General features: G+C 65.0%; 14 protein-coding genes. All 14 read right to left on the bottom strand.

Annotated elements, in window-relative coordinates:
- Positions 1 to 106 precede the first annotated feature (106 nt).
- Positions 107 to 790: a hypothetical protein gene (locus QNJ67_19270; GenBank protein ID MDJ0611125.1), complete on the bottom strand. Its 684-nt coding sequence runs from the start codon at positions 788 to 790 to the stop codon at positions 107 to 109.
- Between the two features lie 14 nt (positions 791 to 804).
- Positions 805 to 1,446 (bottom strand): hypothetical protein, encoded by a 642-nt coding sequence (locus QNJ67_19275; GenBank protein ID MDJ0611126.1) that lies wholly within the window; start codon positions 1,444 to 1,446, stop codon positions 805 to 807.
- Between the two features lie 613 nt (positions 1,447 to 2,059).
- Positions 2,060 to 2,737 carry a hypothetical protein gene (locus QNJ67_19280; protein MDJ0611127.1) on the bottom strand — a complete coding sequence of 226 codons (678 nt, stop codon included), beginning with the start codon at positions 2,735 to 2,737 and terminating at the stop codon, positions 2,060 to 2,062.
- Positions 2,738 to 2,907: 170 nt separating this feature from the next.
- The gene (locus QNJ67_19285; GenBank protein ID MDJ0611128.1) at positions 2,908 to 4,557 is read right to left on the bottom strand and encodes a hypothetical protein; all 1,650 of its coding nucleotides are present in this window, start codon (positions 4,555 to 4,557) and stop codon (positions 2,908 to 2,910) included.
- Between the two features lie 216 nt (positions 4,558 to 4,773).
- Positions 4,774 to 5,433: a hypothetical protein gene (locus tag QNJ67_19290; GenBank protein ID MDJ0611129.1), complete on the bottom strand. Its 660-nt coding sequence runs from the start codon at positions 5,431 to 5,433 to the stop codon at positions 4,774 to 4,776.
- Positions 5,420 to 5,635, bottom strand: coding sequence for a hypothetical protein (locus QNJ67_19295; protein ID MDJ0611130.1), 216 nt, complete (start codon positions 5,633 to 5,635; stop codon positions 5,420 to 5,422). The genes QNJ67_19290 and QNJ67_19295 overlap by 14 nt, the downstream gene beginning before the upstream one ends.
- Complete coding sequence (locus tag QNJ67_19300) at positions 5,632 to 5,808, bottom strand: hypothetical protein (GenBank protein ID MDJ0611131.1); 177 nt, start codon at positions 5,806 to 5,808, stop codon at positions 5,632 to 5,634. Before QNJ67_19300 ends, QNJ67_19295 begins: the two co-directional genes overlap by 4 nt.
- Positions 5,809 to 6,060: 252 nt before the next feature.
- The gene (locus tag QNJ67_19305) at positions 6,061 to 7,272 is read right to left on the bottom strand and encodes a pyridoxal phosphate-dependent aminotransferase (GenBank protein MDJ0611132.1); all 1,212 of its coding nucleotides are present in this window, start codon (positions 7,270 to 7,272) and stop codon (positions 6,061 to 6,063) included.
- 37 nt (positions 7,273 to 7,309) lie between these two features.
- Positions 7,310 to 8,299, bottom strand: a complete 990-nt coding sequence (doeB, locus tag QNJ67_19310) for a N(2)-acetyl-L-2,4-diaminobutanoate deacetylase DoeB (GenBank protein MDJ0611133.1) — start codon at positions 8,297 to 8,299, stop codon at positions 7,310 to 7,312.
- Positions 8,300 to 8,305: 6 nt separating this feature from the next.
- Positions 8,306 to 9,487 carry an ectoine hydrolase DoeA gene (gene doeA / locus QNJ67_19315; protein MDJ0611134.1) on the bottom strand — a complete coding sequence of 394 codons (1,182 nt, stop codon included), beginning with the start codon at positions 9,485 to 9,487 and terminating at the stop codon, positions 8,306 to 8,308.
- A gap of 51 nt (positions 9,488 to 9,538) precedes the next feature.
- Positions 9,539 to 10,612, bottom strand: a complete 1,074-nt coding sequence (locus QNJ67_19320; protein MDJ0611135.1) for an FAD-dependent oxidoreductase — start codon at positions 10,610 to 10,612, stop codon at positions 9,539 to 9,541.
- Positions 10,613 to 10,644: 32 nt separating this feature from the next.
- On the bottom strand, positions 10,645 to 10,944 hold the full coding sequence (locus QNJ67_19325) for a hypothetical protein (GenBank protein MDJ0611136.1): 300 nt from the start codon (positions 10,942 to 10,944) through the stop codon (positions 10,645 to 10,647).
- A gap of 95 nt (positions 10,945 to 11,039) precedes the next feature.
- Positions 11,040 to 12,026 (bottom strand): alcohol dehydrogenase catalytic domain-containing protein, encoded by a 987-nt coding sequence (locus QNJ67_19330; protein MDJ0611137.1) that lies wholly within the window; start codon positions 12,024 to 12,026, stop codon positions 11,040 to 11,042.
- 13 nt (positions 12,027 to 12,039) lie between these two features.
- Positions 12,040 to 12,467: SDR family oxidoreductase (locus QNJ67_19335; GenBank protein ID MDJ0611138.1), on the bottom strand; the 428-nt coding region annotated here is incomplete at its 5' end.

Raw genomic sequence — 12,467 nt, forward strand, 5'->3', positions numbered from 1 at the left:
GCCGAGCAGGGCCATCTGCGGCCGGGTCATCTGCGGGGGCGGAAGCCGAGGGAGTAAAGCGCTCTAGCAAAACTCCGGTTTCGGACCTGCCTGGTTTGGGCTCAGGCTATTCATTCTTGAGCCGGAATTGTTCGCGCTTTTTCTCATAGTATTCGCCAGTCGCGTCATAGTAGCTGACGTATCGGCTCGAAATGACCTCCTTAAGGGCTCTTGCCGGAGCTTCGCCGAATGTTTCCTTTAACGTGTCATTGTAATAACTCTTGAAGATACTCGCCAAAACATCCGTCGCCGTAGCCAAAAATCTAGTCCTATTGAACTCCTCCGGTTTGAAGAACTCGGATTCCCAAACGTGGTCGACTTTTGCAAGGCTTGAATTATAGAGATGTCGGAGCGTCATCTTTGAGTTTTGCTTCTCCAAGTAGACAACGCAGTCGCGCAGATAAGGAATTTGTTTCAGCTCTTTCTCAATTCGATCGGCATAGGCCGGATCCTTTCTGCGAATATCGGTCATTACATCCTGGAATCTAAAGCCTTTGGCGCGCTCGGAGTCCCAACTTTCGAAGTGGGACTGGGAATAGGTCGTTGCCGGCAGGCCCGATAGATCCAGAACCGGAAGATCGCTCGCCGTGACCGTCTTGGATTTCTTGCCTTGTGCCTCTGCTTGGATCTTGTCGCCGTCATCGGCGCCGATTTTGCCGCCCTGCTTTCCGTTGTCGTCCTGGGCATGGGAGGCGTTCAACGTCCAGAAGGCCGCCAAACCGAACAGCAGAATCCAAGCCGCAAGCCGCAAGAATCCGCCCCCACTCATTGCAGGCCCGCCGGGTCTGGCAGGGCCGATGGCGCGACCAAGATCGACCCGCTCACGATGACCCGGCTGTTGCCCGTGACCGCGATCATTTCGACGTTGCCGCTCTCGGTCGTGATCATGACGTTTTCCGTAATCGTCTCCCTCGGCCTTTCGGCATAGGTGAGCTTCACACGGAACCTCTCGCCGACCGCGATCTCGTTCAGCGGCTCCTGGCCTTCGGTTCCAATGATCTCTATGGCGACGAGTTCCGGCCGGGGGCCCTCGACCGATTCTTCACCTCCGGGACCGGCCCGCGTGCCCGACCAGTCCGAGACGTCCTCGCCGCCGCAGCGGTTCCACTGGCCGGTGAAGCCCGTGAAGTCCTCATTGAAAAGGAGGTCGACATCGCCCCAATAGCGGTTTCCGCCAAGCGCCGCACCGCAATCCAGCTTGGCCTCGGGCTGGGACCATCGGCCCGTGAGCCTATTGCCCTGCAATGAGCCGTAGATCTTCCCGTCACTGCGATAGGTCGCGATGACGCCGCCTCTGGGCGCAGGGAAAATGACCATCTCGCCGTATTCGCTGCTCCAGCTTCCCTCCGGCCCCGCTCGAGCACCGTCTGGCGCCCATATGACCAAAGCAGCGAGCAGCAGGAGCAAGGACGGAAGATGCCGAAAGCCGCGCGGGAGCTTTAGGAGAGCCGGGTAAAGGCTCCAAGGAGCAAATCGCTGCATCGCCGCCCCCCGTGTTATCAATTCTTGAGTGGGCTCTTGTCTTAAAGCCTTGATACTCAGCGCGTTATCTTCGAGTGTCAATAAACCCAGAGTATCACTGCCCGCTTCGCTTTCTAGGGAACCGCTAACGTCAAGACCTGCGCCGGCTTGCCTAATCGCTTCTAGCTCAATTCCGAACGGGACCGCCATAACCGTCTTGCCGCTTCCTCCAGCTCGGCCATGTTAGGGAATGCGACGCCGTGCAGCACGGCCACCCCGGCCTGTTCGAACATGTACTTCGCGAAGTCGGTGCTGCCCTCGACCCTGCGGCGTCCGGCGCGCGCCGTCCGAGAGCCTCCGTGCGATTGACGTAGACGAAGAAGGAACCTTCCCGCGACGCGCGCTTCAGGCGCGGTGTCTGGTTGACCGCCAGCTTGACGCTCTCGGCCCGCTCCTCGAGGAAATCCGGCGGCCGGGTCATCTGAGGCGGCGGAAGCCGCTATGATGAGCGAAACAAGCCCCGCCGTCGTGGACGCCTCCTGGAACGATCACGCCTGTCCTACTTGTCGTCCGACTTTTTCGAGGGCTTCACGGCGCCCTCGTACTCAGGGAGATTGAGCTTCTTGCGCCGGTCGGCGCGGTTCTTTCCGTGATAGGCCGTGTATTCGCGCACGCGCTCGAAGAACCCGTCTGCGAACTTCTTGTAGGCGGCCTCGTCTTTTCCCGCCTTCAGCATGTTCTCCTTGACCACCGTCAGATAGGCAGCGAGGCATTCGCCCGACAGATACCGGACGCTCAACTTCAGCTCGAAGATTCTGCGTGCTTCCTTCCGCCTGGCGATGCCGTTCCAGTAGCTGAATTCCACCAGATCCACCCGTCTCTCCCACTCGGGGACCAAGTTGATCAGGTAATGAAAACGGTCACGCAAGCTCTTTGTTTTCTTGAGTTTTTCCGATAACTCCTTGCCGAATTCCGGGTCACGCTTGGTGATCTCTTTCAGTCTTTCGCTCTCCCAGCGGCTGCAGCGCCTGTCGGACTCGGCCGGCGGCCAATCCGACACGTCGAGCACGCCCTTTTTCTTGACCGTCACCTTTTTGGACTTCTTGCCGTCGGCCTCGGCCTCGATCTTGTCGCCGTCCTTTGCGGGGACCTTTTCGCCATCCTCCTGCCCAAGGGCAAGCGGCGCGGCGAAGAGCGCAAGCACGAGCAACGAGATCGACAAAAGGGGTTTGCCCATCGATCTGTCACCGTTGGTTCGGTTGGTGGCGGGGATCATTTGAGCAGGGAGAAAACGCCGTCGCCGCAATCGGAGCCCTTGACGGCCCCTGCCGGCGCGGCAAGTCCTTAGGAGCGCCAAAGCCCCGGGAGAAAGTCTTTGGGCCAGGGACATCGCTGGCGCCTCGACGCCTAGGGCTCGACCAGGGGCACGACCTCGACCGGCCCGCTCACAACGACCCGGCTGTCGCCGGTCACCGTGACCTTCTGCACGATGCCGCGCGAGGTCGTGATGGTTACCTCCTGACTCACCACCTGCTGGGGCGTCTCGGCGTAGGTCAGCCGGACCCGGAAGCTTTCACCGACCGCGATCTCCGACAAGGTTTCTTCGGAGCCAGTGGCGATGATCTCGATCTGCCGGATCTCCGGTCCGACGGCCCGCGCTTGAACCCTTGCTGCCGGGCCATTCAGGGCCTCGACAGCGTCAACGTCGGCGCCCGGCCGCACACCTTTGCAGACTTCCTTCAAGTCCGTGATCCGCACGAAGCGGAACCGCTCCTGCGGGCCCGCGACGGCGGCGATGTCGATCGCCGCGCCGCCCGCGAAGTCGCCGAGATCGCGCCAATCCGCGCCGTCGGTGGAGATCTCGACTCGATAGACTTCTTCGTCGCCCGGCTCGAAGACACGCAGATCCGCGCCCGTGCCGTCGGCGAGCTCGTTGTCCGTGAAGGCCAGGGTGATCTGCCCGCCGCAGCCGAGTGTCGCGATGCTGCTGTCCAGATGACTGCCGGCGTAGTCCGGCGGTCCCAGGGCGAAGTCCGGCTCGGATGTCCCTTCGCTCCAGGCCGGATTGCCGACCCGCCAGGCGACCACATCGTCTGCGAAAGGATCGCCTGCCGCCGTCTCGTCCAGGCGTTCGCGGGCCGCTGCCGGCGACGGCGGCTCGGCGCAGTCTTCCTGCGCTGACGCCGAGGCCCTTTCCAGTCTGCGGCCGTCGACGCGGCCGCGCGGCAAGCCAGCGTTGTTCGGCTGGGTCACCGTGCCGGTATAGCTCTCGCCATCCTCCAGCGCGATCTTGATGTGCGTGCCGAGCTCGTCGTGAAACAGAAACTCGAGCTCGGTTGCAGTTATGTTCAGGATTTCGACCTTATCCGGGCCCGATGTATGGGTTTTAATCTGGTATGTGCCGCAGGAGCGCGATACCGCGAACCACCATCTGAAAATCTGATCGGTCTCACTGTAGCTGGAGGCTCCCGACCATTTCCCGAGCCAGGCATCGGCGTGCTGTGGGCCGGGCTTGCCGGTGTCATCCGAACAAGCGCGGGCGTCCCCCTTGGTGAGCACCCACTCGCCCGACCTGTCTTCGCAATGGTACTTGCCACGTAGTTTACCGTCGGCCAGAATCTCGAACTCGCCCGTACCGCTGCAACTGGAACTGTTGATCTCGTAGGCGAGCTGATCTCCGGAAAGCCTCCCGGTAAATCGGCCGCCGGGCCACCGTCCCTCGACAAGGCCTTGCCGCGTGCTGATGCACACAGGTGAAGACGTCTTCCAACCTTCATTGTTCCAGTTGTAGCGGCTGGTCCAACTGCCAATCAGTTTCTCGGCGGACGTGGACTGGGCAATTTGCTTCTCCAAACGCCTTTCGTCTTTATCAAGCTCCGACAAATCATCGTAGGTCTTATCCGGAAACAACAAATCCTGGATCCGGTCCGATATGGATGGCTCCTGACCCAAGGCGTGACCGCTGACCCCAAGGACGCCGACCAGAGCGCCACCCGGCGTCAAGATCGTCAGGGCCGCGAGCAGCCGCAGGGCTCCTCGCACGCCGGCTTGTCTCATTGCTTGCACTCCGCATTGCCCCCTTTTGACGAGGAATCCTAAGGGGTGCGTTACTCGAAGTCCAATTCGAGACGACTTCAATAGGCCAGTCACCTGAGGGGACGGAAGCCTTGGCGAGGTTGACGCCTACGAGATCCGACAGACCTTGCCCTCTCGAAGGCAAGGATCAAGGTCCTGCGGTTCGCGCCCTCTATTGCCGAATGACGAGGGGGCTGTTCAGTCCTTGGGCGGCTTTGCCGTGCCAGGCACCGGGGGCAGGCCAAGCTTCTTTCGTCTATCGGCACGATTCTTATCGTGCGCCTTCAAGTATGCCTCGACCTGCTTGTCGTAGTGGGACTTAAAGCCCTCGTAGGCTCCCTTTTCAGGTCGAAGAATATCAAGGTAACTATTTGCGCACGCGTAGGCTAACAATCTCAACGCCTTATAAATCTCCATATGCTTGGTCACATCTGCTTTCTTCCGCGCTTTGTTCATGTAGCCGAACTCTGCCAAGTCGATGAGTCTCTCTCGACGGGTTCCCACACGGTACAGATAGACAATTCGGTCTCGCAAACTCAGCGTAGCTTTTAGCTCCTTTTCGACTTCCTTTTTGAGACTCGGGTCCAATTTCTGAAGCTTCCGCAGCGTGGGTCCTTGCTGGGCGTAACAACCACCAGAGGTCTCAACCTTCGGCAAACGCGAGAGGTCCAGGATGCGCGGACTGCGGATCGTCACCTTGTTCGACTTCTTGCCGCGGGCTTCGGCTTCGATCTTATCGTCATCCTTGCCGCCGACTTGCTGGCCCTGAGCCGCGGCAGGCATGATCAAAAGGGCGAACCCCAGGCACGCAGCCCAAGCCCAAAGTCTCACGCTTCGCTTTTCTTCATGGCTGGACAAGCGGAACCACCTCTATTGGCGCGCTCAAGAGGACACGACTGCCATCCGTAACCTCGACGTCTATAACGTCGCCACTCGTCAACGTGATGGTCACGGTTTCCGTGATTTCTTCGTCCGGGTCCTCAGCATAGGTCAGCCTCACCCTGAAGCTTTCGCCGATGGCGATCTCGGAGAGAAGGTTGTCGCTCTCCGCCTCTATCAATTCGACACTGGCGAATTCGGCAGGGATTCGCTGCCCGCCTCTTCGACGGAAGCGCGCGTTCCTGTCCAGCGGGTGACGATCTCTCCGCCGCAGCGGTTCCAATCGCCGGTGAAGGCGGTGAAGTCCTCGTTGAACTCGAGGACCACATCGCCCCAGTAACGGTTGCCGCCCACCGTCGACCCGCAGACGTCACGCGCGTCGGGCTGAGACCAGCGACCGACCAGGCGGCCGCCTTGCAGGGTTCCGTAGATCTTTCCGTGGTCGCGATCACCCCTCCCAGGGGCGACTCGAAGATGACCATCGGCCCGTACTTACTCTTCCAATCGCCGGCGGCGCCGGCAAACACCTCGTTTGACGACCATACCGCCAAGGCCACGAACAGGCAGGTTGCCCAGAGAACCCGGTGCTCCATGGCCGCAGCCTCCTCAACTCAATTCCGAACAGGCCCGCCGCAAACGCTTGGCCGCCTCCTCCAGCTCGGCCATGGAGACGGCGTAGGACAGGCGGACGTAGGGATCGAGCTCGAAGGCGACGCCGGGCACGACCGCGACCCCGGCCTCTTCCAGCAGGTACTTGGCGAAATCGGTGCTGCTCTCGATCCGGCGGCCGTCCGGCGCGCTCCGTCCCAGCACGCCTTCGCAGTTGACGTAGAGGAAGAAGGAGCCCTCCGGCGGCGCGCACTTCAGGTGGGGCGTCTGGTTGATCGCGGGGACGATGAAGTCGCGCCGCTGCTTGAAGCTCGCAGCCCGCTCCTTGAGGAAATCCTGCGGCCCGTTGAGCGCCTCGATCGCGGCGACCTGGGAAATCGACGAAGGATTGCCGGTCGACTGGCTCATGACCTTGCGCATGGCGTCGATCAAGCGCTTCGGGCCGCCGGCGAAGCCGATGCGCCAGCCGGTCATGGCATAGCCCTTGGAGATGCCGTTCACCGTCAGGGTGCGTTCGTAGAGCTTCGGCTCGACCTGGGCCGGCGTGACGAACTTGAGGCCGTCGAAGACGATGTGCTCGTAGATGTCGTCGGCAAGCACCCAGACCCGCGGATGCTCAAGCAGCACGTCGGTCAGCGCCCTGAGCTCGGCCGCGTCGTAGGTCGCGCCGGTCGGGTTGCCGGGCGAGTTCATGATCACCAGCTTGGTCTTCGCCGTGATCGCCCGCTCGAGATCCCCGGGCTGCAGCTTGAAGCCCTTCTCTTCCGGGCAGGCCACGAAGACCGCCTCGCCGCCATAGAGCCGCACCATGCCCGGATGGGAGACCCAGCAGGGCGTGGGAATGATGACCTCGTCGCCTGGATCGAGAACGGCCTGGATGGCGTGGGCCAGCAGTGGCTTGGCGCCCGAGGCCGCGATGATCTGCTCGACCGGATAGTCGAGTTCGTTGTCTCGCAGGAACTTTTCGCGGATCGCCTGCTTCATCGCGGTCGTGCCGTCGACCGGCGTGTACTTAGTCTGACCCGACCGGATCGCCGCGACGCCGGCCTCGACCGCGTTCTCCGGGGTCTCGAAGTCGGGTTCGCCGATGCCGAGGTGGATAATGTCCCGCCCCTCTTCCTGGAGCCGCGACGTCAGGCTGGAGATCTCGGAGATCTTCGATGGCTCGAAGCGGTCGAGGACCGAGGCGAGGGCCGGAAGCTCTTTCACGCGCGGGATACCTTTCGATGAGGTTGAACCGAGGCGATCATAGCGGAACCGCAATCACCGCCAAGGGATCGCCCATGGCCACCAGCCCCGGGAAGTGCCGGCCCGCGAGGATGCCGGCGCGGGGCGCGCGGTAGTCCCAGGCCTCGCCGCCGCTGCGCTCGACGTCGTGGACTCGCGCCACCGGATCGCCCTCCCGCAATGTCGCGCCCAGATCGGCCAAGGGCTCGACCAGACCGCTCCGCTCGCTGACCACGAAGCAGCCCTGGTCGGGGATGTCCAGCCTGACCGAGGGCTGGGTCTCCGGCTCGCCCGGCAGTATGCCCGCGTGGATCAGGAAGTTCCTGAGGCCGCGCTTCGCGACGGCAACGCTCTTCGCCGTCGCCGATCCGCCGCCGCCCAGCTCGGTCGAGACGAAGACCTTGCCGAGGCCTTCGGCCACGGCGTCGTACATGCCCGCCGGATCAAGCTCGAGCAGCAACATGGAATAGGGCGCCGAGAAGGCTGCCATGGCCGCCTCGCAGCGCGCCTGCTGCTCCTTGTCTTCCAGGACATGCACCGCAGCAAAAGGAAGAAAATCAAGCGTGTTGCCACCGGAATGAAGGTCAAGCACGAAATCCGACAGGGGCAGCAGGGTGCGGCTGAAGTAGTCGGCGATCTTCTCGGTGACCGTGCCGTCGGGTTTCCCGGGGAAGACACGGTTGAGGTTGCCTGAGTCAATCGGCGAGGTGCGCCTTCCGACGCGGAAGGCCGGGTAGTTCATCGCCGGCACGACGATCAGGCGGCCCGTGATCTCGCCGGCGGCGATGGTCCGCGCCAGATCGAATAGGGCGATCGGACCCTCGTACTCGTCGCCGTGATTGCCGCCGGTCAAGAGCGCCGTCGGCCCCGCGCCGTTCTTGACCACGGTGACCGGGATCATGATCGCGCCCCAGGCCGAGGCGTCGTGGGAGTGGGGCAGCTTCAGGAAGCCGTGCTGCAGGCCTTCCGCCTCGAAATCCACCGTCGCGCTGATCGGGTTGTCGCGCATGGCCCCTCAGTCCTTGACGACGAGCTTCCGCGGGGTGGCGCAGAAGGTCTCAACACCGGTCTCGGTGATGCGAATGCTCTCGGTGATCTCCAGGCCCCAGCTCTCCTGCCAGAGCCCGGTCATGAAGTGGAAGGCCATGTCCGGTTTGAGCTCGCTGCGGTCGCCGGGCCTTAGGCTCATGGTCCGCTCACCCCAGTCCGGCGGGTAGGACAGGCCGATGGAATAGCCGGTGCGGTTGTCCTTCTCGATGCCGTACTTCGCGAGCACCGCAAAGAAGGCCTTGGCGATGTCCTCGCAGGACTTGCCAGGACGAGCCGCCGCCAGCCCAGCTTCCATACCCTCCAGCACCGCCTTTTCGGCGTCGAGAATGTCCTGCGGCGGTTTGCCCAGAAAGACCGTGCGCGAGAGAGGGCAGTGGTAGCGGCGGTGGCAGCCGGCGATCTCGAAGAAGGTGCCCTCCCCTGCCCGCATCGGTTTGTCGTCCCAGGTCAGGTGCGGCGCGGCAGCGTCCGCTCCGGACGGCAGCAGCGGCACGATCGCGGGGTAGTCGCCGCCGTGGCCCTCGGCGCCGAGGATCGCTGTTCGATAGATCTCCGCCACGAGCTCGTTCTTCCTCATGCCGGGCTCGGCCAGCGCGACGATGCGGGCGTGCATGGCATCGACGATCCGCGCGGCGCGGCTCATGTATTCGATCTCCTGGGGCGACTTCACGGCGCGGCACCAGTTGACCAGCCCGGTCGCGTCCGCGAAGGCGGCATTGGGCAGATGGCTCTTCAGGGACTCGTAGGCGGCGGCCGAGAAGTAGTAGTTGTCCAGCTCGACGCCGATCCGCGCCTTGTCCCAGCCCCGCTCGCCGATCACGCCGGAGAGAAAGTCCATGGGGTGGCGCTCGGTCGACTGCACGTAGTGGTCGGGATAGCCGACGATGTTGCCGTAATCCATGAAGACCGTGCGCCGGGCGCCGGCGGCGTCCTGCCCCCGGCCGAACCAGACCGGCTCGCCTTCCAGGGCCAGCAGCACGCCCTGGTGCACGTAGAACGACCAGCCGTCGTAGCCGGTCAGCCAGGCCATGTTGGAGGGATCGGTGACGAAGAGCAGGTCGAGACCCCGCGCCGCCATGCTTCGCCGCGCCTTGGCGATCCGTTCGGCGTATTCCGCCCGGCTGAAGTTGAGCTCGACTTCGGCCATCCCCGCTGCCCCCTGTTCTTCGGTCAGCTTAGGCCCCGCGGCGCGCTCAGCTCAACCGGGGAAACGCTCCGGCCGGAAGGGCGCCAGGGCCTCGATCCGCGCGCCCTCGAGGATCTCCTCCGCCGCGAAACGGCCGATCGCGGGGGCCAGGGTGATACCGCTGTGCATGGCGGCGAGGTAGAGGTTCGGCCGGCCGGGCGCGAAGCCGGCGATCGGCAGGCCGTCCTTCGGCATCGGCCGCCAGCCCACGGTGACCCGATCGACCGCCAGGTCGTTGACCCCGGGCAGCCGGGCCTGCAGGGCGCGCATCAGCTTCCCGGTCAGCGCCTCGGGCCCGTCGTCGCCCAGCGGCGACCCGCCGAAATCCTCGCCCATGACGATCCGCCCGTCGGGGTCCTGCTTCATGTGCAGGTTCGGCGACAGCACCAGGCGGTTCAGCACCGGCCGCACCGGCCGGGTATGGACCAGCAGGCCCGGCGAGCCCTCCAGAGCCAGGTGAATCCCGAAGCTCTCGGCCAGCGCGACGCCGGCGAGGCCGGCGGCCAGGACGACCACATCGGCATCGAGGCGGCTCCAGTTGGTGTCGGCGCCCTTCTCCCGCAGCGCCTCGACGGTGCAGCCGTAGTGGAACGCGACGCCGAGGCCTTCGGCGGCGGCGCAGAGCGCCCGCGTCGCCGCTACGGGGTCGAGGCTGCCCTCGGCCTCGCAGAGCAGCGCCCGTTCCGGCGGATCGGCGACCTCGGGCTCGAGCTGCCGAAAGTTCTCCCGGTCGACCTCGCGCAGGGGATAGCCCCAGTTCCGATGCCGTGCCGCCTGGGCCTCGAGGTCCGCCCAGTTCTCCTCCCACAGCAGGCTGCCGCCCCAGTTGATCGCGAGGGCGCCGCCCAGCTCGCGCTGCAGCCGATGGAACTCCTGGATGCACAGCATGCGGAGATCGAAGTAGGGCCGCGGATTGCCGAAGGAGGCGTTGATCCAGGCGAAGGACTTGCCGGTCGCCTCGGTGGCGGGCTCCGCAGCCTGCTCGAGGACCGTCACGCGCGCCCCGGCCCGCGCCAGGTGATAGGCGATCGAGGCGCCGAGGATGCCCGCGCCGATCACCAGAACCCTCGGCCGCGCCCGGCTCATGGCTTATCTCCGATCGCCCGCCGTTGCCGAACTCAAGCGGTGCCCTGCGGCGGTCCGCCCATGGCCTTGTCTTCGGCGATCTGGCGCTCGATGTCGTCCAGGAGCATGGTGACCGCCGCGTCGATATCGTCGCGCGGGACGCCTTCTTCCAGCATCGCGCCCAGCAGGCCGGCGGCGCCGTGCAGCGCCACGGAGTAGTGGGGCAGCTCGTTGCCCATCTCCCAGGCGGCGGCGGCAGGCAAGAGCGCCATTTGAACGAGCTCCTGGGCCCGGCAGACCGGACAGTCCTCGCTCATGTCGTGGTTGATGATCTCTTCCAGATCCGCGCGCATGGGATGGTTTCCTCGCAGCCTATCGAGCCCCCGCACCCTCGTTAGCGCCGAAGGCGGGCGCCAGCAACTCTATTCGCTGGGCAGGCCGCTGCAAGTCAGGGTCGCAGGACGATCTTGGCGGCCGGCGTTCGGCCCTGGTCGAGGTCGTGGAAAGCCCGGGCACCGTCGGCCAGGGGACGCTCCTCCAGCAGGTCGAGGCCGCCGAGGGCACCGGCGTGAAGCGCGGCGAGCGAGGCGCGGAGATCGGCTTCGGTATAGGTGTAGACGCCGATGAAGGTGACCTCGGAGAGGGTCAGGGTCCGGGCGTCGAAATCCCCGGCCCACTCCTGCAAGCCCAGGTGGCTGATCACGCCGCCGGGCTTGACCGCCGCGATCGCCGCGGCCCGCGTGCGCTCGCTGCCGACCGCATCGATCACGAGGTCGAAGGAGCGCTCCTCGATCGGGGCGCTCACCGGGTCCCGGGTCTCGACGCCGCAACGTTCGGCTGTGCCCCGGCGCAGCGGATTGGTCTCCGCGAGACAAACCCTCGCGCAGCCGAAATGAGCGAGGATCAGGGCGCCCAGCAGCCCGACCGAACCGCCGCCGATCACCAGGGCCTCGGCCTCGGCGATCGGCCGCCAGAGGGCGCGGCCGGCCAGTGCCACGGCGTGCCAGGCTGTCGCGCAGGGCTCGGTCAGCGCGGCCCGGGCCGGGTCCATGTCCTCCGGCATCTCGATCAGGTTGCGTTCCGGGATCGCGACCCGCTCGGCGAAGGCGCCGGGCCGGACCATCCCGATCAGGTCGCGTGCCAGGCAGAGGTTGCTCCGCCCTGTCGTGCAGTATTCGCAGCGCCCGCAGCTGATCAGCGGGTTGAGCACTGCCCTGCGGCCCTCCAGGGCGCCGCTCAGCACCGTGCCGGCGGCCTCGTGGCCGAGGATCAGCGGCGGCACCCGCCTCGGATCATGGCCGTGCCAGGCGTGCATGTCGGAGCCGCAGATCCCGACCGCGTCGATCCGCACCAGGGCCTCGCCCTCACCGACCACCGGGTCGGGCTCGTCGCGGAAGGTGGTCTCGTGGTTGGCCGTGTAGACCAGCGCCTTCATGGGACGCTCCTCTCTATTTCGCCGTGAAGCCGCCGTCGACGTAGATGATCTGGCCGGTAACGTAGTCCGAGGCCGGCGACGCCAGGAAGACCGCCGTGCCGTGCAGGTCCTCGAGGCGGCCGTTGCGTCCGATCGCCGTCTGCCCGGCCAGCGCCGCGACGCGCTCGGCATCGTCGAAGACCGGCGCCGTGAGGGCGGTCGGGAAGAAGCCGGGCGCGATGGCGTTGCAGGTCAGCCCGGCGGCGGACCAGGCCTCGGCCATGGCCCTGGTCAGCTGGGCGACGCCGCCCTTGGAGGCGCCGTAGGCCATGCCGTTGGCGAAGGCGCGCGACGACTGGAGCGAGGCCATATTGACCACCCGGCCCCAGCCCTTGGCCCGCATGCCGTCGACCAGGGCGCGGGCGAGGAAGAAGGGGGTCGAGAGATTGATCGCGAGCGTCG

This window comes from Kiloniellales bacterium (assembly GCA_030064845.1).
Classification (GTDB): Bacteria; Pseudomonadota; Alphaproteobacteria; order Kiloniellales; family JAKSDN01; genus JASJEC01.

Coding starts and splice junctions, on each gene's coding strand:
- QNJ67_19320 (MDJ0611135.1), bottom strand. CDS start 10,612: ATGAGCCGGGCGCGGCCGAGGGTTCTGGTGATCGGCGCGGGCATCCTC.
- QNJ67_19330 (MDJ0611137.1), bottom strand. CDS start 12,026: ATGAAGGCGCTGGTCTACACGGCCAACCACGAGACCACCTTCCGCGAC.
- doeB (MDJ0611133.1), bottom strand. CDS start 8,299: ATGCGCGACAACCCGATCAGCGCGACGGTGGATTTCGAGGCGGAAGGC.
- QNJ67_19280 (MDJ0611127.1), bottom strand. CDS start 2,737: ATGGGCAAACCCCTTTTGTCGATCTCGTTGCTCGTGCTTGCGCTCTTC.
- QNJ67_19325 (MDJ0611136.1), bottom strand. CDS start 10,944: ATGCGCGCGGATCTGGAAGAGATCATCAACCACGACATGAGCGAGGAC.
- QNJ67_19285 (MDJ0611128.1), bottom strand. CDS start 4,557: ATGAGACAAGCCGGCGTGCGAGGAGCCCTGCGGCTGCTCGCGGCCCTG.
- doeA (MDJ0611134.1), bottom strand. CDS start 9,487: ATGGCCGAAGTCGAGCTCAACTTCAGCCGGGCGGAATACGCCGAACGG.